The following is a 22782-nucleotide window of genomic DNA, read 5'->3' as shown; positions in this document are numbered from 1 at the left end:
GGGCGGGCGGCCCCCCCCCGCCCCCCCCCCGCGAGCCTCGCCTCCGGGGCGGGTGTTCGCCCGCTCAGCCCGGGACGTTGGCCTTGACCGCCGGGGTGAGCGCGGCGGCCGGGTCGAAGGGGTTCTGCGCGGCTCCGGCCGGGACGGTCACCTCGACGTAGGCGGCGCGCATGGTCGTCACGAAGCGGTAGCCGCCGTCGCCGAGCTTCTGCGACCACCAGGTGACGTCGTCGACGGTCGGCGACCAGTCCTCGGCGTGTTCGCCGTTCAGCTCCTCCGGCCGGTCGACGCCGCAGCGCAGCACCGTCCGGGGCGAGCTGCCCCAGGCGGCCACGTACGGCGAGGCGGGCGACGGGTCCTTGCGGGCGTGGCCGAGCAGATCCTGCGGCAGCGCGGCGGCCAGCGCCCGGCAGTACCCGGCCGCCCGGCCGGAGGGCTGCGGCACCTCGACGGCCGGGTCGGCCGAACTCCAACTGCCGACCAGCGCCACCACGGTGCAGGCCAGTGCCACGGGCACGGCCAGCCAGCGGACCGGCGCGGGAAGCGCGGTCAGCGCCTTGGGGATGCGGAGTTCTCTGGGCACCCGCCGATGGTAGCCGGGGCTTAGAGGTGCACCACCGGACAGGTGAGGGTGCGGGTGATGCCCTCCACCTTCTGGACCTTGGCGACCACCATGCGGCCCAGGTCGTCCACCGTCTCGGCCTCGGCCTTGACGATCACGTCGTACGGACCGGTGACGTCCTCGGCGGTGATCACGCCGGGAATCTCCGAGATGGTCTCGGCCACCGCGGTGGCCTTCCCTACCTCGGTCTGGATCAGGATGTATGCCTGTACCACGGGTGACCTCCGGGCGGCCGGTTGGGAGGATCGCCGCCGTGATCGCCCGATCTGGCGCAGGGGTGGATGCGGGCTCACCGGCAGGCTGATCACCACGCTACCGCGCAGTGGGCCGGGGAGGGGAGACTTCCGCAGCCCCGAAGGGCGTACGCTGCGCGCGGGGGAGCGCGACGGGGACTGGAATCCGGATGGCAGCGCCATCCGGGAAGGAAACGCGAGAGGACGGCAGATGCAGGGGACCGTGGGCGAGCTCGGCGAGTTCGGCCTCATCAGGGAGCTGACCGCCCGGGTACCGCTCACCGACGCGGTCGACCTCGGCCCCGGGGACGACGCCGCGGTGGTGAAGGCCCCGGACGGCCGGGTGGTGGCCACCACGGACGTCCTGATCGAGAACCGGCACTTCCGCCGGGACTGGTCCACCGCCTACGACGTGGGCCGCAAGGCCGCCGCCCAGAACCTCGCCGACGTGGCCGCGATGGGCGCGGTGCCGACCGCGATACTGCTCGGGCTGGTCGCCCCCGCCGACCTGCCGACCACCTGGGCCACCGAGCTGATGGACGGGCTGCGCGACGAGTGCCAGGTCGCCGGGGCGACGGTGGTCGGCGGAGACGTGGTGCGCGGCGACACCGTCACGCTGGCGATCACGGCGCTCGGCGACCTCCAGGGGCGCGCGGCGGTGACGCGCTCCGGCGCCCAGGTCGGCGACGTGGTCGCGGTGAGCGGCTGGCTGGGCTGGTCGGCGGCCGGACTGACCGTGCTGCAGCGCGGATTCCGCTCCCCGCGCGCCTTCGTCGAGGCGCACCGCCGGCCCGAGCCGCCGTACCACTCGGGCCCGGCCGCGGCCGAGTTGGGCGCGACCTCGATGATCGACGTGAGCGACGGGCTGGTCGCCGACCTCGGCCACGTGGCCCGGGCCAGCGAGGTGGACATCGACCTCAAGGCCGCCGACTTCGACGTCCCGGCGCAGATGGCCGACATCGGACAGGCGGTCGGGGTGGACCCGTTGGTCTGGGTGCTGTCCGGCGGCGAGGACCACGCGATCGTGGCGACCTTCCCGCGCGGGGTCCAACTCCCGTCCCGCTGGCGGGTGGTGGGCGAGGTGACCGGTCGCCCGCGGGGCTCGCGCAGCGGCCGGGTGACGGTGGACGGCGCGCCCTGGGACCGGGTCGGCGGCTGGGACCACTTCGCCGAGTGACGCGCTTCGCCGGGTGACGCACTTCGCCGAGTGACGTACGGAGTACGGCTGACGGGGCGTGGACGCCGGAACGGCGCGTGACGCTCCGGGCGTTGCGGCGGCGGGCTTCGAGGATGCGTTTTGCGTAGGCTTGCGGCATCCGAGCCCGCCCGCCGTCCGGCGCGGGTGGTCTGAACCCACTGCGAGCGGGAGCACACCACACATGCGCATCGGTGTACTGACCAGCGGCGGCGACTGCCCCGGCCTCAACGCGGTGATCCGGTCGATCGTGCACCGGGGCACGGACGTCCACGGGGACGAGATCGTGGGCATCAAGGACGGCTTCCTCGGCCTGATCGAGGGCCGCACCCGTCCGGTCTCGCACGACGACGTCACCGGTCTGCTCACCCTCGGCGGCACCATCCTGGGCTCGGCCCGGGTGCAGCGCGAGCGGATCGTCTGGGCGGTGGAGAACGCCAGGACGCTGGCCCGGGACATCGGCATCGACGCACTGATCGCGATCGGCGGCGAGGGGACGCTGACCGCCGCCAAGCTGTTCAGCGACGCCGGGCTGCCGGTCGTCGCGGTGCCCAAGACCATCGACAACGACATCGACGCCACCGACGTCACCTTCGGCTTCGACACCGCGGTGCACGTGGCGACCGAGGCGATCGACCGGCTGAAGACCACCGCCGAATCCCACCAGCGCGTCATGGTGGTGGAGTTGATGGGACGGCACACCGGCTGGATCACCCTCACCGCGGGCATGGCCGGCGGCGCCCACGGCATCCTGATCCCGGAGAAGCCCTTCGACATCGAGGCGGTGGCCCGGATGGTCGAGGACCGGTTCGACCGCGGCAAGAAGTTCGCCATCATCGCCGTCGCCGAGGGCGCCGCCCCGGTGCCCGGCACCATGCGCTTCGACCACGGCGAAGTCGACCAGTACGGCCACCGCACCTTCGGCGGGATCGGCAACCGGCTCGCCCACGAGCTGGAGAACCTGCTCGGCAAGGAGGCCCGTCCGGTCATCCTCGGCCACACCCAGCGCGGCGGCACCCCGACCGCCCGGGACCGGGTGCTCGCCACCCGCTTCGGCTGGCACGCGGTGGAGGCCGTCCACCGGGGCGCGTTCGGGCACTTCACCGCGCTGCGCCGGACCGGCATCGAGCTGCTGCCGATCGGCCGCGCGGTGACCCGGCTGAAGACGGTGCCGGAGGATCGCTGGGCGGAGTCCGAGGCCGTGCTCTGAACCGCCGGAGGTAGGTTGGGCGCATGTCCTCCACCGCACCTCCCCGCGTGCTCACCGTCGCCGGCTCCGACTCCGGCGGCGGCGCCGGCATCCAGGCCGACCTCAAGGCGATGCTCGCCCTCGGCGTCCACGGCATGAGCGTGATCACCGCTGTCACCGCGCAGAACTCGCTCGGCGTCCAGGGCTACTGGGAACTGCCCGCCGAGGCCGTCCGGGCGCAGTTCCGCAGCGTGGTGGACGACATCGGGGTGCAGGCCGTGAAGACCGGCATGCTCGCCTCGATCGAACTGGTCGAGACCGTCGCCGACCTGCTCTCCGGGGTGGACGCCCCGGTGGTGGTCGACCCGGTCGGCGTCTCCAAGCACGGGGACGCGCTGCTGGCCGCCGAGGCGGTGGCCACCGTCCGGGAGAAGCTGCTGCCGGTCGCCACCGTGGTCACCCCCAACCTGCACGAAGTGACGCAGCTCACCGGCCGGACCGTCGAGGACGAGTCGCAGATGCTGGCCGCCGCCGAGGCACTGCTGGACCTCGGTCCGCGATGGGTGCTGGTCAAGGGCGGCCACCTGGAGGGCGAGGCCACCGACCTGCTGTACGGCGGGCCCGGCGAGGTGCACTGGTACCGCGCGCCGCGCTACGACAACCGGCACACCCACGGCACCGGCTGCACCCTGGCCAGCTCGATCGCGGCCGGCCTGGCCAAGGGCGAGTCGCTGCCCGAGGCGGTGGGCTCGGCCAAGGAGTACATCACCGGCGCGATCGCCGGAGGCTTCGCCCTGGGCGCCGGGATCGGCCCGGTCGACCACGCCTGGCGCTGGCGCTAGCCGGAACGCAGTGATGGGCGGGCCCCCGAGGGGGTCCGCCCATCACCGGTGCGTCCGGAAAACGTGACCGGTCCCGGAAACAGCGAAGCCGGCTCATCCGGGGATGAACCGACTCACTGGAGGACCGGCATGCCGGTCTGCGCGTCAGCGCGAGACCTTACCGGCCTTGATGCACGAGGTGCAGACGTTGAGCCGCTTCGGCGTCCGCCCAATCACAGCGCGCACCGTCTGGATGTTGGGGTTCCAACGACGGGGGGTACGGCGGTGAGAGTGGGAGATGCTGTTGCCGAAGCCCGGCCCCTTGCCGCAGACGTCGCAGTTGGCAGCCACAGGAGTCACTCCAAGACTTCAGATCAGTTACTTTCGAAAACCCCGCCCACCCACCGGAGCACTCGCGTGAACCAGACCGGATAAGGGGGTGAGCCTGGACGGTTCCAGGCAACCGGAAGAGCATACAACGCTTGCTTCCGTCCCACGAAACTACCATGACCGGCCGAGTGATCGCTCCGGTCGGCGGTCCCGGCGGCCCTCCCCGACCCCCGATAACCTGCGGGTACCACCCTCGCCGCTGCACTGACTGTGTTGCTGCCCCTCAGGCCATATCGGCGTCCCATCCGGAGGAGACCTGGTGCTGCACACGCTCGACGCCCCGGCCGTGCGCACCTGGTGCCAGCTCGCCCTGCGCGCGCTCGGCCAGGCCCGGGAGGAGATCGACGCGCTCAACGTCTACCCGGTCCCGGACGGCGACACCGGCACCAACCTCTACCTGACCGTCGAGTCCGCCGCCGCCGAGGTGGAGAGCCGCTTCGCCGATCCCGCCGCCGACCCGGCTCCCGGGCTGGCCGACACCGTCCGGGCGATGGCCCGCGGCGCGCTGATCGGCGCCCGCGGCAACTCCGGGGTGATCCTCGCCCAATGGCTGCGCGGCACCGCCGAGAAGCTCGCCGAGGGCGGCGGCGCCGACCAGCTGCGGGCCGCCCTGCAACAGGCCGCCGACTCCGCCTACCTGGCCGTCGCGGAGCCCGTCGAGGGCACCCTGCTCACCGTCGCCCGGCTCGCCGCCCGTGAGGCGGTACGGGCCGGGGACGGGCTCGCGCAGGTCGCCGACACCGCTCACCGGGCCGCCCGGGACGCGCTGCGGCACACCCCCGAGCAGCTCGCCGTACTGGCCGAGAACGGGGTGGTGGACGCCGGCGGGCGCGGCCTGGTGGCCGTCCTCGGCGCGCTCGCCGACGCCGTCGCCGGGCAGCAGCCGATGGGGCCGGTCGCGCTGCGCGGGGACGTCCGGGCGGTGGAGAGCTGCGAGGTGCACCTGCGCCCGCCCGGCCCCGGCCACCCCGCCTTCGAGGTCATCTACCTGCTGGACGCGCCCGACGCGGCGCTGCCCGGGCTGCGCGAGCGGCTCGGCGGGCTCGGCGACTCGCTGGTGATCGGCGGCGGCGACGGCCTGTGGAACGTGCACGTCCACGTGGACGACGCGGGCGCCGCCGTGGAGGCCGGGGTCGAGGCCGGGCGCCCGCACCAGATCCGGATCACCCACTTCGCGGAGGCCGCCGCCCGGGCCGGCACCGCCGCCGAGCGCGGCGAACGCGAGGAGCGGGCCCGCGCGGTGCTCTCCGTGGTCTCCGGCGAGGGGCTGGCCGAGCTGTGCGAGCAGGCCGGCGCCGTCGTCCTGCACGCCGACCCGGACCGCCGACCGGCCAGCGCCGAACTCGCCGACGCGGTGCGCGGCTCGGCCGCCCGCGAGGTGGTGCTGCTGCTCAACGACCCCGAACTGCGCGCCGCCGCCGGGGCCGCCGCCGACCAGCTGCGCGAGGAGGGCGTGCGGATCGCCGTCCTGCCCACCCGCTCCCCGGTGCAGGGCCTCGCCGCGCTCGCGGTGCACGAGGGCGGGCGCCGCTTCGACGAGGACGTGGTCGCCATGACCTCCGCCGCCGGGGCCACCCGGTACGCCGAACTGGCCGTCGCCGAGGGGGAGTCCTGGACCATGGCCGGGGTCTGCCAGGCCGGTGACGTGCTGGGACTGATCGACGGCGACGTCGCGGTGATCGGCGTCGGGCTGGCCGAGGTCGGCGAGAGCGTGCTGGACCGGATGCTCGGCGCGGGCGGCGAACTCGTCACCCTGATCCTCGGCGAGGGCGCCGACCGGGCGCTCGCCGACCGGCTGGTGGCGCACGTCCGCCAGCAGCGGCCGGAGGTGGACTCGGTGGTCTTCCACGGGGGGCAGGAGTCCACGCCGCTGCTCATCGGGGTCGAGTGAGTCGCCCCGAGCGCCTCGGAGGCGCTCGGGCGAGTGAGAGCCCGCGGTTCGTCGGTGCCTTGGTGTAAACAAGGGCCTGATGGGCGCTCTCGATGAACCACTGACCAAGCTCGTCGGCGACCGCACCGCGAAGGTGCTCGCCGACAGCCTCAAGCTGCGCACGGTCGGGGACCTGCTGCACCACTACCCGCGCCGCTACGTCGAACGCGGCCAGCTCACCAGCCTGGACGAGCTGGAGATCGACGAGCACGTCACCGTGCTGGCCCGGATCGAGAAGGTCACCCTGATCCCGTTCCGCGGCCGCAAGGGCGACCGGCTGGAGGTCGTCGTCACCGACGGCCGCAGCCGGCTCTCGCTGGTCTTCTTCAACCAGGGCTGGCGGCAGAAGGAGCTCAGGGCCGGCGCCCAGGGCCTGTTCGCGGGCAAGGTCGGCGTCTTCAACCGCTCCCGTCAGCTGGTCTCACCCGACTACCAGCTGCTCGACGAGGACGCCACTGCATCAACCGGAGTTGGGTCCGCGGCGAAGCAGTTCGCCGGCCGGCTCATCCCGGTGTACGGCGCCAGTGCGCAGATGCCCAGCTGGAAGCTGTCGATCTGCATCGAGACCGCGCTCACCAAGCACCTCGGCGACGTCGGCGAGCCGCTGCCCGCCGAACTGCGCGAGCGGCACGACCTGATCCCGCTGCCCGAGGCGCTGGAGCTGATCCACCGCCCGCGCAGCCAGGCCGACCGCGAACGCGCCCAGAGCCGGCTGCGCTGGGACGAGGCCTTCGTCCTCCAGGTCGCCCTCGCCCAGCGCCGGGCCGCCGACTCCGCGCTGCCCGCCAAGCCGCGCAAGGCCCGTGAGGGCGGACTGCTGGACGCCTTCGACGCCCGGCTGCCGTTCACCCTCACCGAGGGCCAGCAGAAGGTGTCCGCCGAGATCGCCGCCGACCTGGCGACCGAGCACCCGATGCACCGGCTGCTCCAGGGCGAGGTCGGCTCCGGCAAGACCCTGGTCGCGCTGCGCGCCATGCTCGCCGTCGTGGACGCCGGCGGCCAGGCCGTGCTGCTCGCGCCCACCGAGGTGCTCGCCCAGCAGCACCACCGCTCGATCGTCGAGATGATGGGCGACCTCGCCGAGGGCGGCATGCTCGGTGGCTCCGACCTCGGCACCCGGGTGGTGCTGCTGACCGGTTCGATGGGCGTCCCGGCCCGCCGGCAGGCGCTGCTGGACATGGCCTGCGGGGACGCCGGGATCGCCATCGGCACCCACGCGCTGATCGAGGACAAGGTCCAGTTCCAGGACCTCGGCCTGGTCGTGGTGGACGAGCAGCACCGTTTCGGCGTCGAGCAGCGGGACGCGCTGCGCGCCAAGGGCGAGCAGCCGCCGCACCTGCTGGTGATGACCGCCACCCCGATCCCGCGCACCGTCGCGATGACCGTCTTCGGGGACTTGGAGACCTCCGTCCTGGACCAGCTCCCGGCCGGGCGCTCGCCGATCTCCACCCACGTCGTCCCCGCGCTGGAGAAGCCCAACTTCCTCACCCGGGCCTGGGAACGGGTCCGCGAGGAGGTCGGCAAGGGCCACCAGGCGTACGTGGTCTGCCCCCGGATCGGGGACGAGGAGCCGGCCGCTCCGGCGAAGGACGGCAAGAAGAAGCGCAAGGCCGCCGAGGAGGACTTCGAGGAGGTCGCGGACGCCGGCGCCGCGAGCGACGAACGGCGGCCCCCGCTCTCGGTGGTGGAGACCGCCGAGATGCTGGTGCGGGGCCCGCTGAGCGGCCTGCGGGTGGAGATCCTGCACGGCCGGCTCGCCCCGGAGGCCAAGGACGAGGTGATGCGCCGGTTCGCGGCGGGGGAGGTGGACGTCCTGGTCGCCACCACCGTCATCGAGGTCGGCGTGAACGTCCCCAACTCCACCGTGATGGTCATCATGGACGCCGACCGCTTCGGCGTCTCCCAGCTCCACCAGCTGCGCGGCCGGGTCGGCCGGGGCAGCGCGGCCGGCCTGTGCCTGCTGGTCAGCGAGATGCCCGGCGGCAGCGCCGCCCGGGGCCGGCTGGACGCGGTGGCCGGCACCCTGGACGGCTTCGAGCTCTCCCGGATCGACCTCGAACAGCGCCGCGAGGGCGACGTGCTGGGGCAGGCGCAGTCCGGGGTGAAGTCCTCGCTCAAGGTGCTCTCGGTGCTGGAGGACGAGGAGGTCATCCTCACCGCCCGGACCGAGGCCACCCGGCTGGTCGCCGAGGACCCGGACCTGACCGCCCACCCGGAGCTGCGCACCGCGTTGGAGAGCCTGCTCGACGAGGACCGCGCGGCCTACATGGAGAAGGGCTGAGCGGTCCCCCCACGGGCCCGCGTGGCCCGGGAATTGTCAGACCCCCGGGAGAGAATGTAGTTGTTCAGGGCGCACCCTCAAGGTGCGTACCTGGCACGACACTTGGGGGTCCTGCCATGGCATTCCGTCATCTCAACGAGCTCCCGCTGGGCGACAAGGTCTTCCGGATCGAACTCGCCAGCGACGACGACCGCGAGGTCACCCTCACCCTGACCGGCTGGCGCGAGGGGGCGGCCGCCGCGCCGCTCGCCTCGGGCAAGCTCCGCCTGCCGGTCGAGGACGTCGCCTCGCTGCGGATCGCGCTCAACCGCGCGCTGCGGGCGCTGGCGATCGTCGCCGACGTCTCCGAGCCCATCCCCGACCGCGACGTGCTGCGCGAGCTGTACCCCGGCCACGGCGCCCCCTGGGTGCCGCAGCACGAGGAGGAGCTGGTCCGGCGCTTCCACGACGGCGAGACCGTCGCCCGGATCGCCGCCCGCTTCGGCCGCACCCCCGACTCCGTCCGGACCAAGCTGCGCGAGCTCGGGCACGACCCGCGCCGCCCCGAGTTCTGCCCGCCCGACGGCTGCCTGTCCTGGTCCCGCTACGCCTCGCCGGCCCTGCTCGGCGCGGCGATCCCGGGGCAGCAGGCGGGCTCCGAGGCGAGCTGACCATCCGAGTGCGCGGCTGCGGCCCGGTGGGGGGCGTCCCACCGGGCCGCAGCCGTTCGGCGTGAGCACGGCGCGGAGATCGGGATAGCGTGGTCGGGCAGCGACGAAAGGACCTTCCACCACCATGACCCGCGTGATCGCCGGGTCGGCCGGCGGCCGCCGGCTGGCCGTACCGCCCGGCCGGGGCACCCGTCCGACCTCCGACAAGGCCCGGGAGGCGATGTTCTCCACGCTGGAGGCGTTCCGCGGCACCCTGCACGGGGCCCGGATGCTGGACCTGTTCGGCGGATCGGGCGCGGTCGGCCTGGAGGCGCTGTCGCGCGGCGCCGAGCACGTCCTGCTGGTCGAGGCGGACGGCCAGGCGGCCCGGGTGATCCGGGAGAACGTCCGGACGATCGGCCTGCCGGGCGCCGAGGTGCGGGCCGCCAAGGCGGAGAAGGTGATCGCCGGACCGCCCCCGCAGGCCCCCTACGACCTGGTCTTCCTCGACCCGCCGTACGCCGTGACGGACGAGGAGCTGCGGGAGATGCTGATCACACTGTCGGCTGGGGGCTGGCTCGCGGAGGACGCACTCGTCACCGTGGAGCGCAGCACCCGTGGCGGCGAGTTCGGCTGGCCCGAGGGCTTCGAGGTGCTGCGCTCCCGCCGCTACGGCGAGGGCACGCTCTGGTACGGTCGCGCCGCCGCCGAGGCCAGCGATCACGAGTAGCGGGCCGCGGCCCGCAGCAGCCGTCACCCCACGAGGGAGCACACACGCCATGCGCCGAGCCGTCTGCCCCGGTTCGTTCGACCCGATCACCAACGGCCACCTCGACATCATCGAGCGGGCCTCGAAGCTGTACGACGTGGTGCATGTCGCGGTCCTGATCAACCGGAACAAGCAGGGCATGTTCACCATCGAGGAGCGGATCGGCCTGATCGAGGAGGTCACCGCCCAGTTCGGGAACGTGGTGGTCGAGTCGCACCACGGCCTGCTGGTGGACTTCTGCCGGGAGCGCGGCATCCCCGCGATCATCAAGGGCCTGCGCGCGGTCAGCGACTTCGACTACGAGCTGCAGATGGCCCAGATGAACCACGGCCTGACGGGCGTGGAGACGCTGTTCGTGCCGACCTCGCCGACGTACAGCTTCCTCTCCTCGACGCTGGTCAAGGAGGTCGCCTCGTACGGCGGCGACGTCTCGCACCTGCTGCCGGAGACGGTGCACGGCCGCCTGGTCGAGCGGATCGCGGAGCGCAAGGCCGAGCAGTAGGGCCGGGCGGCGGGGTTCGTCCTTTTCTGCCGGTTCGTCACGGATTGTCCGAGGTGGTGGAGGCGGGTTCGGCTCAGGCGTTGTGAGGTCGCCGCACGGGGGCCGTACAGTCTGTATCCCTGCCCTGCGGTGAGGTCCACCGCGCCGGGCCTGCCTCCGCCGGACCGTCGGCGGCACACGGAAAGACGAAGCCCCGTGGACGTGCAGAACAAGGTCGACGAGATCGTGGCGGCGATCGAGAACGCCCGCTCGATGCCGATGTCGGCCTCCTGCGTGGTGAACCGGGCCGAGCTGATCGGCCTGCTCAACGACCTCAAGGCGGCCCTGCCCGCCGAACTCGCCCAGGCCCAGTCGGTGATGGCCGACCACGAGCAGGTGGTGGCCGGCGCCCAGGCCGAGGCGGACCGGATCATCCAGGGTGCGCACGCCGAGCGCGGTTCGCTCATCTCCGACACCGAGGTGGTCCGCCGGGCCCAGTCCGAGGCCGACCGGATCCTGGCCGAGGCCCGCGCCGAGGTCGACACCCAGCGCGCCGAGGCCGACGACTACGTGGACAGCAAGCTCGCCAACTTCGAGGTCGTGCTGACCAAGACGCTCGGCGCGGTCGGCCGCGGCCGGACCAAGCTGCGCGGCGACTCCGGGGTCTTCGAGACCGAGGGCGAGACCGACGGCGAGGAGTTCCGGCCGCAGCAGAACAGCCCGAGCCCCGAGGTCGACGAGTACGTCGATGTGAAGCTCGCCACCCTGGAGAACGTGCTCAGCGCCACCCTGGAGGCGGTCGGCAAGGGCCGCGACAAGCTGCTCGGCAAGAAGCCGATCGACGATCTGGGCGCCTACCTGGCCGCCGCCGACGAGGCCCAGCAGGCCAAGGAGCGCGCCGAGGCGGTGGCCGCCGGCTTCGCCGCGGACGGCGACGCCGACGGCGCCGACATCGCCTGGTACCGCGAGGACGTCCCGCAGCAGCAGACCTGGCCCGAGCAGACCCCGGCCGCGGCCGGCTGGCAGGCCCCCGGCGCCGACCAGTACGCGGCGGTCGCCCAGCACCAGGGCGGACAGCCCCACGACGGCCAGAACCAGGCCGGGCAGCACCAGGTCGGACAGTACGCCGAGGTGTACGGCGGCGGCTTCGACCCGGCCGTCCAGGGCGACCCCTACAACACCCAGTGGGGCCACCAGCAGGGCGGCTACCCGCAGCAGCAGCCCCACTACGAGGGCCAGCAGCACCAGGGCCAGCAGCAGGGCGCCTACGGCTATCCGCAGCAGCAGGACGGCTACGCGGCCCAGCCGTACGACGGCTACAACTACCCGCAGCAGCCCGCCCTGCCCCCGGCCGTGCCGCACCAGCAGCAGGGCCTGGACGAGACCAGCTTCTTCGACACCAGCATGATCGACATGACCCGGCTGCGGGAGCTCGGCGGCCGCTGACCAGCCCCGGCGGGACTGCGCGGGAGCCTCCTGACAGGGCCGAAGTTGGGCCTGGCGGGAGACTCCGGTAGTCTGACCACTCCGGCATCCCCATGTCCGGCTGTCGGCTTGCCCGCGCAAGGCCGACTGGTGATGGGGGCCACAGCGTTGATTCCTATGGAAGTCAGGACACCTTGAACCGCCTCGACCACCGCGACCCCCTCGTGTTCGACACGCACGAGCTGGGCCGTCGTCCGGGCGCGATGCGCAAGGTGAGCCGGACCCTGGAGGCCCCCGAGGGCTTCGGGATCATCGACGTGATCGGCGTCCCGGAGAAGAGTCCGATCGAGCTGGAGCTCCGCCTGGAGTCCGTGGTCGAGGGCGTGCTGGTCACCGGCACCGCCGACGCCCACGTCGAGGGCGAGTGCGTCCGGTGCCTGGAGCCCGTCGACTTCGACATCGACGTGGACTTCCAGGAGCTGTACTACTACCCGGAGTCCGACGAGCGTCACCGCGCCCGGACCACCGGGACCGAGGACCTCGACGAGGACTCGGAAGAAGAGACTTACCGCCTGGAGGGCGACTTCTTCGACCTCCAGCCGGTGCTGCGTGACGCGGTGGTGCTCGCACTGCCGCTGCAGCCGGTGTGCCAGGAAGACTGCCTGGGCCTGTGCTCCGAGTGCGGAGCGCGCCTGAGCGACGACCCGGCGCACCACCACGACGCCGCCGACCCCCGGTGGGCGGCTCTGCAGGGACTCTCCGCCGCCCCCGGCGACGAGGGTGACGGAATCAAGAACAGCGACACCCGTGAGGGTCTCGCCGAGAACCAGGAGAAGTAGCCGTGGCTGTTCCGAAGCGGAAGATGTCGCGCAGCAACACGCGCCACCGCCGGTCCAACTGGAAGGCCGTCGTTCCGGCCCTCGTGGCGTGCGACCGCTGCCACGAGCCGAAGCTGGGCCACATCGCGTGCCCGAGCTGCGGCACGTACAACCGTCGCCAGGTCCTCTCGGTCTGATCGGCGGGGTGCACGGATCGATGTCGGACGGTAACTCCACCCGCAAGGCGTCCTCTGCCTCGAAGGGTTCTTCGGGTAGCGGCAAGGCCGGTGGGCCGGCTTCGACCGAATACGACGTCCTGGAAGGGCGCCTCGGGTACACGCTCGAGCGCGCCCTTCTGGTGCGTGCCCTGACCCACCGCTCGTACGCGTACGAGAACGGGGGTCTGCCCACCAACGAGCGCCTGGAGTTCCTCGGCGACTCGGTGCTGGGCCTGGTGGTGACCGACACCCTCTACCGCGTCCACCCGGACGTCCCGGAGGGCACGCTCGCCAAGCTGCGCGCCGCGGTGGTCAACTCCCGCGCGCTCGCGGACGTCGGCCGGGGCCTGGACCTCGGCGCGTTCATCCGGCTCGGCAAGGGCGAGGAGGGCACCGGCGGCCGCGACAAGTCGTCGATCCTCGCCGACACCGTCGAGGCCGTGATCGGGGCCGTCTACCTGGACCGCGGTCTGGAGGCGGCCACCGAGTTCGTCCACCGGCTGTTCGACCCGCTGATCGAGGAGTCCTCTCAGCTGGGCGCCGGCCTGGACTGGAAGACCAGTCTCCAGGAGCTCACCGCCTCGGTGGGCATCGGAGTGCCCGAGTACGTGGTCATGGAGTCCGGTCCGGACCACGAGAAGACCTTCACCGCGGCGGCCCGGGTGGCCGGCGAGGACTTCGGCAGCGGCGTCGGCCGTTCGAAGAAGGAAGCCGAGCAGAAGGCCGCCGAGAGCGCCTGGCGTGCGATCAAGGAGAAGTACGCCGACCGGCTGCCCGCGGGCGCCTGACGAAGAAGTAGCCTTCACTCCTGCCGATCCGATTCGAAGCAGGAGGCCTGTTCCCGTGCCCGAACTCCCCGAGGTCGAGGTCGTCCGCCGCGGTCTGGCGAACTGGGTCGCCGGACGGACCGTCGGCGACGTCCAGGTGCTGCACCCGCGCGCGGTGCGCCGCCAGCCGGCCGGCCCGGCCGACTTCACGGCGCGGCTGACCGGCACCACCCTCGGCACCGCGCAGCGCCGCGGCAAGTACCTCTGGGTGCCGCTCGGCGGCAGCGGCGCGGGTTTCTCGCTCATCGGCCACCTCGGGATGAGCGGCCAACTCCTCGTCCAGGACCCGACGGTGCCGGACGAGACCCACCTGCGGGTCCGGCTGCGCTTCACCGACGGCGGGCGCGAGCTGCGCTTCGTCGACCAGCGGACCTTCGGCGGCCTGGCCGTCGAGGAGGCCGAGGAGGGCGACCCCGAGGGCACGCCGGTCTCCATCGCGCACATCGCCCGCGACCCGCTCGACCCGCGCTTCGACGACTCCGCCTTCGTGGCTGCGCTGCGCGCCAAGCGCACCACCGTCAAGCGCGCGCTGCTCGACCAGACGCTGATCAGCGGCGTCGGCAACATCTACGCCGACGAGGCGTTGTGGCGCTCCGGGCTGCACTACGACCGCCCGACCGCGACCGTCACCCGCCCGCAGGCCGCGCTGCTGCTGGCCAACGCCCGGGACGTGATGACGGCGGCCCTGGCCGTGGGTGGCACCAGCTTCGACAGCCTGTACGTCAACGTGAACGGCGAGAGCGGCTACTTCTCCCGGGACCTCGACGCCTACGGCCGAGAGCACGAACCCTGCCGCCGCTGCGGCACCGCGATCCGGCGGGCCGCCTGGATGAACCGGTCCAGCTACTTCTGCCCCCGCTGCCAGCGGGTGCCGCGGGTCCGCAGCGGAGGCTGAAGCGCGGCGCTACTTGTGGGCGAGCTCCGGGTGTTCGGCGGACGCCTCGCCCAGGGCGCCGTGGTCGCTCTGGCCGAAGTAGGCGACGCCGACCGCCGAGACCACCGCGAGCAGGAAGCCGGCCACACCGAGCCAGCCCAGGCCGGCCTTGGAGGAGTCGCCGAGCCAGAGCACGCCGATCACGCCGGGCAGCACCGTCTCGCCGACCACCAGCGCGGCGGTGGCGCCGTTGACCGAGCCGATCTGCAGCGCCACGGTGTGCACGTACATGCCGCCGAGGCCCCCGATCAGGATCGCGTACAGCGCCGGGTCGGAGAGCAGCCGGCCGAGGTCGAACGGCCCCACGCCGTTCAGGATGCGCACCCCGACGCCCAGGGCACCGAAGCCGAGGCCGGACAGCAGACCGGCGACGATCGCGCCCTTGGAGCCCATCCGGCGCACCAGCAGGCTGCCGGCCGCCAGCAGCACGGTGGTGATGATCAGCAGGCCCCAGTGGAAGGCCATCTCCGGGTGGTGGCCGCCCTCGGGGCCGGCCGAGACGGCCAGCAGAACCAGCGCCGAGCAGAGCACGCCGATCGAGGCCCACTCCAGCTGCTTGAGGCGGATGCCGAGCAGTTTGATGCTCAGCACCGCGGTGATCACCAGGTTGGCGCTGATGATGGTCTGGGAGAGGAACAGCGGCAGCAGGCGCGCGGCCAGTGCGCCGAGCCCGAAGCCGATCAGGTCGAGCACCGAGCCGAGGATGAACTCCCAGGTGACGGCGGCCTTGGCGGTGGAGGACAGGCTCGGCCCGCCGTGCTCGGTGGTCGAGGAGGTGGCGCCCTTGGCCGCCTCCTCCCGGGCCGAGCGGCGGGAACCGACGGCCTGCAGGACCGAGCCGGTGCCGTAGCAGGCGGATGCCGCCACAGCCGTGACGAGGCCGATGATCACCGAGCGCTCCGATCGGGGGTTGGGTCAAGAAAAGGTAATGGGACGAGCGGTCCGGGACCAGTGTGCCCGGTCGCACGGTAGCGTCGGGACGCCTCCTCGGGCCGCCTCGGACCCACCCCCCGAACCGCCCCGGGCCCGCCGGGACGTACGTCCGGCCGCCACCCGCGGTTCCCGCGCCCCGCCCCTCTCAGGGTCCTCTCGGGGAAATCTCATCCGCGAGAAGGGGAACCGCCCCGGCGGACGGGGGGGAATCTTGTCATAACCAGTATGCGAAGGGTATGCCGTGCTCCGCCGCCGGTCACGGTAGCGTCGGGGGTTATGAGAACCCTTGCACGACGTTCCCGGGGCACCGGGCCGCTTGCCCTGGTGGCGGCGGTGCTCGGGCTGCTGCTCCTGTTGGCGCCGGCGGCCTCGGCCGCAGGCGGCCTGAGCGATGCCGCAGCCACCCTGAAGAAGGGGCAGGTCTACGTCGCCCCGCAGATGCTGGACCGCTTCAGCCAGGCCCAGGCGGACGCGCTGACCAAGAAGATCGAGAAGGCCGACAAGCCGATCTTCATCGCGGTCGTCCCCGACGCCGCCAACAAGGACACCGTCCTCACGGACCTGCGCACCCTGGTGGGCATCGACGGCGTCTACGGCGTCTGGCGTGGCACCGGCGGCTTCATGGCCCGCTCCGACCGCGGCGCGATGGCCGTCGGTGTCGCGGACCGGATCGGGGGCGCCGTCGCCCGCGCCGACAAGGGTGACATCAACGCCACCCTGAACGACTTCGTCGACCAGGCCGCCCCGCAGACCAAGGGCACCGGGGTCAACCACAGCACCTCGATCGCCTGGGTCATCATCCCGGTGGTGCTGGTGGCCCTGGCCGGCGCCGGAGTCTTCTTCCTCTTCCGCCGCGCCAAGAAGCGCAAGGAGGAGCAGGCCCGCGCCGAGCTGGAGCAGCTGCGCCGCGTGGTGGACGAGGACATCACCGCCTTCGGAGTGGAGCTCGAACGGCTCGACTTCAACCCGGGCGCGGCCGACGCGGACGACGCCCAGCGCACCGACTACAGCAACGCCCTGGACTCGTACGAGAAGTCCAAGCGGCTGATGGCCGAGGCCAAGAGGCCCGAGGACGTCAAGCAGGTCACCGAGGCGATCGAGGACGGCCGGTTCCAGCTGGCCACCCTGGCCGCCCGGCGGGACAAGCGCCCGCTGCCCGAGCGCCGTCCCCCGTGCTTCATGGACCCGCGCCACGGCCCGTCCGTCAAGGACGTCGACTGGGCCCCGGCCGGCGGCGCCGCCCGCAGCGTCCCGGTCTGCCAGGCCGACGCGGACCGGGTGGCGGCCGGCCTCGACCCGGCGGTCCGCACCGTCGACACCGAGTACGGCCCGCAGCCGTACTGGAACGCCGGCCCGGCCTACGCCCCCTACGCGGGCGGCTACTACAGCGGCTTCGGCGGCGGCCTGCTGCCCGGCCTGCTGGTCGGCACCGCGCTCGGCTCGATGATGAGCACCCCCTCCTACGCGGCGGCGCCGTACATGGAGGGCGGCCACGGCGGTCACGGCGGCTACCAGGACCAGTACGAGGGCGGCGACTACACCGGCGCCGACTTCAACGCCGCGGACTTCGGCGGCAGCGACTGGAGCGGTGGCGGTGACTTCGGCGGCGGTGGCGACGACTGGTGATCCGCTGATCCGAGCCTGACCCCACGGCCCCGCTGGTTCTTCCAGCGGGGCCGTTCGCCGTCCTCGGGCGGGGCCGAGCGATGGGTTTGAGAAGGCAACCCGGTGTGGCAGGCTGGCGTTGTGACCTCCGACACCCCTCCCGCCCCCGGCGCCGCCCGGGCCGCGGCCCCCGGCCGACCCTGCTCGATGGCGGCGGCGCTGCAGGTGGTCGGTGAGAAGTGGGCACTGCTGGCGGTGCGCGAGCTGTTCTACGGCAACCACCGCTTCGACCGGATCGCCCGCAACACCGGCGCGCCGCGCGACCGGCTGACCGCCCGGCTGCGGGCGCTGGAGGAGGCCGGGGTGGTGGAGCGCCGCCCGTACAGCGAGCGGCCGCCGCGCTACGAGTACCACCTGACCGAGGCCGGCCGGGACCTCGCCCCGCTCGCCCACGCGCTGCGCGCCTGGGGCGACCGCTGGCTGCTGCCGGACTCCCCGGTGACCTTCGCCCACGCGCCCGAGGGCGGGCAGCCGCACCCCTTCGACCCGGCCTGGGTCTGCCGCACCTGCGGCCGGGAGGCCCGCCGCGGCGAGCTGCACGCCGAGGTGCACACCCCGGGCTGGACGGTCGAGGGCCCCGTGGAGCTGTGACCGGCCCCGCAGCCGGTTAGGGTCGGGGCATGCACGGTCGCGACGCCCACAGTGATGAACCGGTCCGGGTGACCGCCTGGGTCCGGGGGAAGGTCCAGCAGGTCGGGTTCCGCTGGTGGACCAGGGCGCGGGCGCTGGAGATCGGCCTGACCGGCTACGCAAGCAACCTCGGCGACGGCCGGGTGCAGGTGGTGGCCGAGGGGCTGGCCGCCGACTGCGAGCTACTGCTGGCCCTGCTGCGCGGGCCCGACACGCCCGGCGCGGTGAGCGGCGTGACCGAGATCTGGACGGCCGTCGGCGCAGGTTACGAGGGCTTCGAGATCCGCTGAGCCCCGGTTTCCCGGCCCCGCGTCGAGGTCTCGCGGAAATGATCGGCAACCGTCGGTGTCATACGGTTGCCATTCGGGCAGACTCGTGGTTGACTCCGCATCGAACGATGATCCACGAGCACGTGGTGCACCCGGGCCCGAGACCCCCAGGCGTGACGACACCGCCGGGCAGGTGACAGGGGCGCGGTAGCGTGCGGTGATCGTGTTGACCCGTACCGTCTTTGGTGAGACGCTTGAAGCCCGCGCACACGATCGCGTTCCCGGCAGGCGCATGCCCTCGTGAGCCCAGCTCACGGTGGTTGTGCCGTAGTGCCCAGCCAGCACTTCCGGTGCGCGCCGCGCGTGCGTCCCCCTTCCCCCTAGACCTGTACCGTTCCGGTTCGGTCACTCAGCGTGGAGGACCATTCATCATGGCAAAGGCGCTTCTCGGGTACGTCGGCGGCCCCGACCCGCGAATGCTCTCCGAGATGCGACGGCTTCAGCAGCGCGTCCAGGACCTTGAAGACGAGCTCCTTCGGATGCAGGCTGAGAACGACGCTCTCACCGCTGTCGCTGGCGAGCACTCGCTGCTCAACAGCATCGATCTGGATCAGCGGGAGCCGGCTCTCACCTGAGCCCCGCCCCCGGTCCTCGCAGATCGACGCCGCTGTGCACTGAGCCGCCCCGAAAGGGACGCAGCTTTGCAAGGGACGCCCTGATGTGGCGTCCCTTCGTCGTGTCGGACTCCGGATACAGTCGGTTCCCGTCGTGAGCGATTGAGGAGACCGGCCGCGTGCACCTGAAGAGCCTGACGCTGCGCGGATTCAAGTCCTTCGCCTCCAGCACCACCCTGCGCTTCGAGCCGGGCATCACGTGCGTGGTCGGGCCGAACGGCTCCGGCAAGTCCAACGTGGTGGACGCGCTGTCCTGGGTGATGGGCGAGCAGGGGGCCAAGTCGCTGCGCGGCGGCAAGATGGAGGACGTCATCTTCGCCGGGACCAGCGGGCGCGCCCCGCTCGGCCGTGCCGAGGTCAGCCTCACCATCGACAACGGCGACGGCGCCCTGCCGATCGACTACGCCGAGGTGACGATCACCCGGACCATGTTCCGCAACGGCGGCAGCGAGTACGCGCTCAACGGCGAGACCTGCCGCCTGCTGGACATCCAGGAACTGCTCTCCGACTCCGGCATCGGCCGCGAGATGCACGTCATCGTCGGACAGGGCCAGCTGGACTCCGTCCTGCACGCCGACCCGATGGGCCGGCGCGCCTTCATCGAGGAGGCGGCCGGCGTCCTCAAGCACCGCAAGCGCAAGGAGAAGGCGCTGCGGAAGCTGGACGCGATGCAGGCCAACCTCAACCGCGTGCAGGACCTGGTGGCCGAACTGCGCCGCCAGCTCGGACCGCTCGGCCGACAGGCCCGGATCGCCCGCCGCGCCGCAGGCATCCAGGCCGACCTGCGGGACGCCCGGCTGCGGCTGCTCGCCGACGACCTGCTCACCCTCCGCCGCGCCGTCGAGGCCGAGATCGCGGACGAACTCGCGCTGCGGCTGCGCCGGACCACCGTCGAACAGGAGCTGGCCCGCGCGGTGCAGCGCGAACGGGTCCTGGAGGCACAGGTCCAGCAGCTCGGCCCGAGCCTGGAGACCGCCCGGCAGACCTGGTACCGGCTCTCCGCCCTCGCCGAACGCACTCGCGGCACGATCGGGCTCGCCGAGGCCCGGGCGCGGCACGCCGTCGCCGGGGGCACGGCCGAGGAGCGGCGCGGCCGCGACCCGGAGGAGCTGGAACGGGAGGCCCAGCGGGTCCGCGAGGAGGAGGCCGCCCTCGCCGAGGCACTGGAGGAGGCCCAGTATGCGCTGGCCGAGGCCGTCGAACGCAAGAACGAGCTGGAACGCGGGCTGGCCGCCGAGGAACGCCGGCTGCGGGACGCCGCCCGGGCCATCGCGGACCGCCGGGAGGGCCTGGCCCGGCTCCAGGGGCAGGCCACCGCCGCCCGCTCCCGGGCCGGCTCGGCCGAGGCCGAGATCGGCCGGCTCACCGAGGCCAGGGACGAGGCGCTGCTGCGCGCCGAGGCCGCGCAGGGCGAACTGGACGAGCTCCAGCGGCAGGTGGACGGCCTGACCGGGGACGACGACCAGGCCGAGGCCGGGCACCGGCAGGCCCGGGCCCGGCTGGCCGAGGTCGAACGGGAGCTGGCCGCCGCCCGGGACGCGGCCGGGGCCGCCGAGCGCGAGCGGGCCGGGCTCACCGCGCGGCACGAGGCGCTCTCGCTCGGGCTACGCCGCAAGGACGGCACCGGCGCGCTGCTGGACGCGGGGGAGCGGCTGACCGGGCTGCTCGGCCCGGCCGCCGCGCTGCTGCGGATCGAGACCGGGTACGAGGTGCCGGTCGCCGCCGCGCTCGGGGCGGCCGCCGACGCGGTGGCCGTCGACTCGCCGGACACCGCCGCTGCGGCGCTGCGGCTGCTGCGCGCCCAGGACGCCGGGCGGGCCGCGCTGTTGGTCGCGGGGGCCAAGGAACTTCCTCGTGCCGGCGGCGAGTTGCCCGACGGGGCCCGCTGGGCCGCCGAACTGGTCGACGGCCCGGCCGAGTTGCTCGCCGCCGTGCGGAACCGGCTGGCCGGGGTGGCGGTGGTCGCCGACCTGGACCGCGCGCTGCGGCTGCTCGCCGAACGCCCCGAGCTGTCCGCCGTCACCACCGAGGGCGACCGGCTCGGCGCCGGCTTCGCACAGGGCGGCTCCGGCGGTGCGCCCAGCCTGCTGGAGACCCAGGCGGCGGTGGACCAGGCGGCCCGGGCGATCGACGAACTCGCCCTCCGCTGCGCCGAGTCGGCCGAGCGACTGGCCGAACTCACCGAACTGCGCCGGGAGTCGGCGGCCGAGGTCGAGCGACTCGGCGAGCTGCGGCGGCAGGCGGAGAAGGACCGGGCCCAGGTCGCGGGGGCCCTCGGCCGGCTCGGCGGGCAGGCCCGCGCCGCCGCCGGGGAGGCCGAGCGGCTGTCGGCCGCCGCCGCCCGGGCCGAGCAGGGCCTGGCCGGGCTGCTCGCCGCCGCCGAGGAACTGGCCGAACGACTGGCCGCCGCCGAGGAGTCGGCGGACGCGGGGGAGGACGAGCCGGACCCGGCCGAGCAGCAGCGCCTCGGCGAGGCGGCCGCCGCGGCCCGGCAGGCCGAACTGGAGGCCCGGCTCGCGGTGCGCACCCACGAGGAGCGGGTCCGCGCCCTGGCCGGCCGGGCCGACCAGCTGGACCGGGCCGCCCGCGCCGAACGCGAGGCGCGCGCCCGGGCCGCCGAGCGCCGTCGGCTCGCCGAGCACGACGCCCGGGTGGCGAACGCCGTCGCGGCGGGCGCCCGGCAGCTGCTGGCCTGCCTGGAGGTGTCGCTGGCCCGTGCCGACGCCGGGCGCGCGGCCGTCGAGCAGGCGCTCGCCGAGCGGGAGGCCGAGCTCAGGGAGCACCGCGAGCACGGGCGCGGCCTCAAGGAGGAGCTGGACAAGCTGGTCGACGCCGGGCACCGGGACGAGGTGCTGCGGGCGGAGAAGCGGCTGCGGATCGAGCAGCTGGAGGCCCGGGCGCTGGAGGAGTTCGGCATCGACGGCGGCGAGCTGCTGGCCTCGTACGGGCCGGACCAGCCCGTCCCGCCGTCAACGCCGGAGGAGGGGCGGGAGCCGGGGGAGCCGTACCCGTACGTCCGGGCCGAACAGGAGAAGCGGCTGAGGGCCGCCGAGAAGGCGTACCAGCAGCTGGGCAAGGTCAACCCGCTGGCGCTGGAGGAGTTCGCCGCGCTGGAGGAGCGCCACAAGTTCCTCGGCGAGCAGCTGGACGACCTCAAGCGCAGCCGGCGCGACCTGCTGGACATCGTCCGGGACGTCGACCAGCGGGTCGAGCAGCTGTTCACCTCGGCGTACCACGACACCGCCGCCCAGTTCGAGGGCGTCTTCGCCCGGCTCTTCCCGGGCGGCGAGGGGCGGCTGGTGCTGACCGACCCGGACAACATGCTCACCACCGGGGTCGAGGTGGAGGCCCGGCCCCCTGGCAAGAAGGTCAGGCGGCTGTCGCTGCTGTCCGGCGGCGAGCGCTCGCTGACCGCGGTGGCGCTGCTGGTGGCGATCTTCAAGGCCCGGCCCAGCCCGTTCTACGTGATGGACGAGGTGGAGGCGGCCCTGGACGAGACCAACCTGCGCCGGCTGATCGGGATCATGGAGGAGCTGCGGGAGAGCTCCCAGCTGATCGTGATCACCCACCAGAAGCTGACCATGGAGTCCGCCGACGCGCTGTACGGCGTGACCATGAAGGGCGACGGGATCTCCCAGGTGATCAGCCAGCGCCTGCGCGAGGAGCACCGCGAGCGGAAGCGTCGCGGTGCCATCCCGCAGCCGACGGGTTGAGACCCGCCAGCCGATGTCGGGCACATGCCCGCCCGCAGCCCCCGATCACGGATACTGGGGGCGTTGTGACTCCTCCCCCTCATGTGTGAGGGGGCTTCTCACTCAGTCGTCTGACGACCTTGTGACGGCCAAGCCT

The 22782-nt window shown here is 73.2% G+C and carries 22 protein-coding genes; 18 read left to right on the top strand and 4 right to left on the bottom strand.

The features are described from left to right. Nucleotides 1-64: 64 nt before the first annotated feature. Both ACIG5E_RS27465 and ACIG5E_RS27460 read right to left on the bottom strand, forming a co-directional pair. Complete coding sequence (locus tag ACIG5E_RS27465) at nucleotides 65-583, bottom strand: DUF3515 domain-containing protein (RefSeq protein ID WP_396537684.1); 519 nt, start codon at nucleotides 581-583, stop codon at nucleotides 65-67. A 20-nt stretch (nucleotides 584-603) separates the two neighbouring features. Next, nucleotides 604-837: an Lrp/AsnC family transcriptional regulator gene (locus ACIG5E_RS27460; protein ID WP_396537682.1), complete on the bottom strand. Its 234-nt coding sequence runs from the start codon at nucleotides 835-837 to the stop codon at nucleotides 604-606. A gap of 229 nt (nucleotides 838-1066) precedes the next feature. Here ACIG5E_RS27460 and ACIG5E_RS27455 point away from each other — a divergent pair, with 229 nt between their 5' ends. The 3 genes from ACIG5E_RS27455 to thiD all read left to right on the top strand — a co-directional run bounded on the left by ACIG5E_RS27455 (nucleotide 1067) and on the right by thiD (nucleotide 4081). Beyond that, nucleotides 1067-2032 (top strand): thiamine-phosphate kinase, encoded by a 966-nt coding sequence (locus ACIG5E_RS27455; RefSeq protein ID WP_396537680.1) that lies wholly within the window; start codon nucleotides 1067-1069, stop codon nucleotides 2030-2032. A 202-nt stretch (nucleotides 2033-2234) separates the two neighbouring features. Continuing rightward, nucleotides 2235-3260, top strand: coding sequence for an ATP-dependent 6-phosphofructokinase (locus ACIG5E_RS27450; RefSeq protein WP_396537678.1), 1026 nt, complete (start codon nucleotides 2235-2237; stop codon nucleotides 3258-3260). 23 nt (nucleotides 3261-3283) lie between these two features. Continuing rightward, nucleotides 3284-4081: a bifunctional hydroxymethylpyrimidine kinase/phosphomethylpyrimidine kinase gene (thiD, locus tag ACIG5E_RS27445; protein ID WP_396537676.1), complete on the top strand. Its 798-nt coding sequence runs from the start codon at nucleotides 3284-3286 to the stop codon at nucleotides 4079-4081. A 144-nt stretch (nucleotides 4082-4225) separates the two neighbouring features. Here the strand turns inward: thiD and rpmB are convergent, their stop codons facing one another. Continuing rightward, nucleotides 4226-4411: a 50S ribosomal protein L28 gene (gene rpmB, locus ACIG5E_RS27440; RefSeq protein ID WP_014138233.1), complete on the bottom strand. Its 186-nt coding sequence runs from the start codon at nucleotides 4409-4411 to the stop codon at nucleotides 4226-4228. A gap of 298 nt (nucleotides 4412-4709) precedes the next feature. Between rpmB and ACIG5E_RS27435 the strand changes: the two genes are divergently transcribed. The 10 genes from ACIG5E_RS27435 (at nucleotide 4710) to mutM (ending at nucleotide 14723) form a co-directional block, all read left to right on the top strand. Then, the gene (locus ACIG5E_RS27435) at nucleotides 4710-6341 is read left to right on the top strand and encodes a DAK2 domain-containing protein (protein ID WP_396537674.1); all 1632 of its coding nucleotides are present in this window, start codon (nucleotides 4710-4712) and stop codon (nucleotides 6339-6341) included. 79 nt (nucleotides 6342-6420) lie between these two features. Next, a complete protein-coding gene (recG, locus tag ACIG5E_RS27430; protein ID WP_396537672.1) occupies nucleotides 6421-8661 on the top strand; it encodes an ATP-dependent DNA helicase RecG in 2241 nt (746 codons plus the stop codon). A 116-nt stretch (nucleotides 8662-8777) separates the two neighbouring features. Then, complete coding sequence (locus ACIG5E_RS27425) at nucleotides 8778-9311, top strand: hypothetical protein (protein ID WP_396537671.1); 534 nt, start codon at nucleotides 8778-8780, stop codon at nucleotides 9309-9311. 124 nt (nucleotides 9312-9435) lie between these two features. Then, nucleotides 9436-10020, top strand: a complete 585-nt coding sequence (rsmD, locus tag ACIG5E_RS27420) for a 16S rRNA (guanine(966)-N(2))-methyltransferase RsmD (protein WP_396537670.1) — start codon at nucleotides 9436-9438, stop codon at nucleotides 10018-10020. Between the two features lie 49 nt (nucleotides 10021-10069). Continuing rightward, nucleotides 10070-10561 carry a pantetheine-phosphate adenylyltransferase gene (coaD, locus tag ACIG5E_RS27415; protein ID WP_396243716.1) on the top strand — a complete coding sequence of 164 codons (492 nt, stop codon included), beginning with the start codon at nucleotides 10070-10072 and terminating at the stop codon, nucleotides 10559-10561. Between the two features lie 195 nt (nucleotides 10562-10756). Next, complete coding sequence (locus ACIG5E_RS27410; RefSeq protein ID WP_396537667.1) at nucleotides 10757-11986, top strand: ATP synthase F0 subunit B; 1230 nt, start codon at nucleotides 10757-10759, stop codon at nucleotides 11984-11986. Nucleotides 11987-12159: 173 nt separating this feature from the next. Then, complete coding sequence (locus tag ACIG5E_RS27405) at nucleotides 12160-12804, top strand: YceD family protein (RefSeq protein WP_396537665.1); 645 nt, start codon at nucleotides 12160-12162, stop codon at nucleotides 12802-12804. A 2-nt stretch (nucleotides 12805-12806) separates the two neighbouring features. Further along, nucleotides 12807-12980 (top strand): 50S ribosomal protein L32, encoded by a 174-nt coding sequence (gene rpmF / locus ACIG5E_RS27400; protein ID WP_030056747.1) that lies wholly within the window; start codon nucleotides 12807-12809, stop codon nucleotides 12978-12980. Between the two features lie 20 nt (nucleotides 12981-13000). Then, the gene (gene rnc, locus ACIG5E_RS27395) at nucleotides 13001-13789 is read left to right on the top strand and encodes a ribonuclease III (protein ID WP_380612671.1); all 789 of its coding nucleotides are present in this window, start codon (nucleotides 13001-13003) and stop codon (nucleotides 13787-13789) included. A 55-nt stretch (nucleotides 13790-13844) separates the two neighbouring features. Beyond that, nucleotides 13845-14723, top strand: coding sequence for a bifunctional DNA-formamidopyrimidine glycosylase/DNA-(apurinic or apyrimidinic site) lyase (gene mutM, locus ACIG5E_RS27390; RefSeq protein WP_396537663.1), 879 nt, complete (start codon nucleotides 13845-13847; stop codon nucleotides 14721-14723). Nucleotides 14724-14732: 9 nt separating this feature from the next. On the opposite strand, the gene ACIG5E_RS27385 is transcribed toward mutM, so the two are convergent. Then, the gene (locus ACIG5E_RS27385) at nucleotides 14733-15653 is read right to left on the bottom strand and encodes a hypothetical protein (RefSeq protein ID WP_396537661.1); all 921 of its coding nucleotides are present in this window, start codon (nucleotides 15651-15653) and stop codon (nucleotides 14733-14735) included. Nucleotides 15654-15971: 318 nt separating this feature from the next. On the opposite strand from ACIG5E_RS27385, the gene ACIG5E_RS27380 reads away from it, so the two are divergent. The 5 genes from ACIG5E_RS27380 to smc all read left to right on the top strand — a co-directional run bounded on the left by ACIG5E_RS27380 (nucleotide 15972) and on the right by smc (nucleotide 22646). Then, nucleotides 15972-17321, top strand: a complete 1350-nt coding sequence (locus ACIG5E_RS27380; RefSeq protein WP_396537659.1) for a hypothetical protein — start codon at nucleotides 15972-15974, stop codon at nucleotides 17319-17321. A gap of 120 nt (nucleotides 17322-17441) precedes the next feature. After that, the gene (locus ACIG5E_RS27375) at nucleotides 17442-17951 is read left to right on the top strand and encodes a winged helix-turn-helix transcriptional regulator (protein WP_396537657.1); all 510 of its coding nucleotides are present in this window, start codon (nucleotides 17442-17444) and stop codon (nucleotides 17949-17951) included. Between the two features lie 29 nt (nucleotides 17952-17980). Continuing rightward, nucleotides 17981-18280 carry an acylphosphatase gene (locus ACIG5E_RS27370; RefSeq protein ID WP_030288010.1) on the top strand — a complete coding sequence of 100 codons (300 nt, stop codon included), beginning with the start codon at nucleotides 17981-17983 and terminating at the stop codon, nucleotides 18278-18280. Between the two features lie 410 nt (nucleotides 18281-18690). Continuing rightward, a complete protein-coding gene (locus tag ACIG5E_RS27365; RefSeq protein WP_396537656.1) occupies nucleotides 18691-18894 on the top strand; it encodes a hypothetical protein in 204 nt (67 codons plus the stop codon). A gap of 158 nt (nucleotides 18895-19052) precedes the next feature. Continuing rightward, nucleotides 19053-22646: a chromosome segregation protein SMC gene (smc, locus tag ACIG5E_RS27360; protein ID WP_396537654.1), complete on the top strand. Its 3594-nt coding sequence runs from the start codon at nucleotides 19053-19055 to the stop codon at nucleotides 22644-22646. Nucleotides 22647-22782: the final 136 nt, after the last annotated feature.

The organism is Kitasatospora sp. NPDC053057 (genome assembly GCF_044546945.1).
In the GTDB taxonomy this organism is placed as follows: Bacteria; Actinomycetota; Actinomycetes; order Streptomycetales; family Streptomycetaceae; genus Kitasatospora.
The sequence above is the reverse complement of the archived record's forward strand: the minus strand, read 5'-3'. Positions and strand labels throughout refer to the sequence as shown.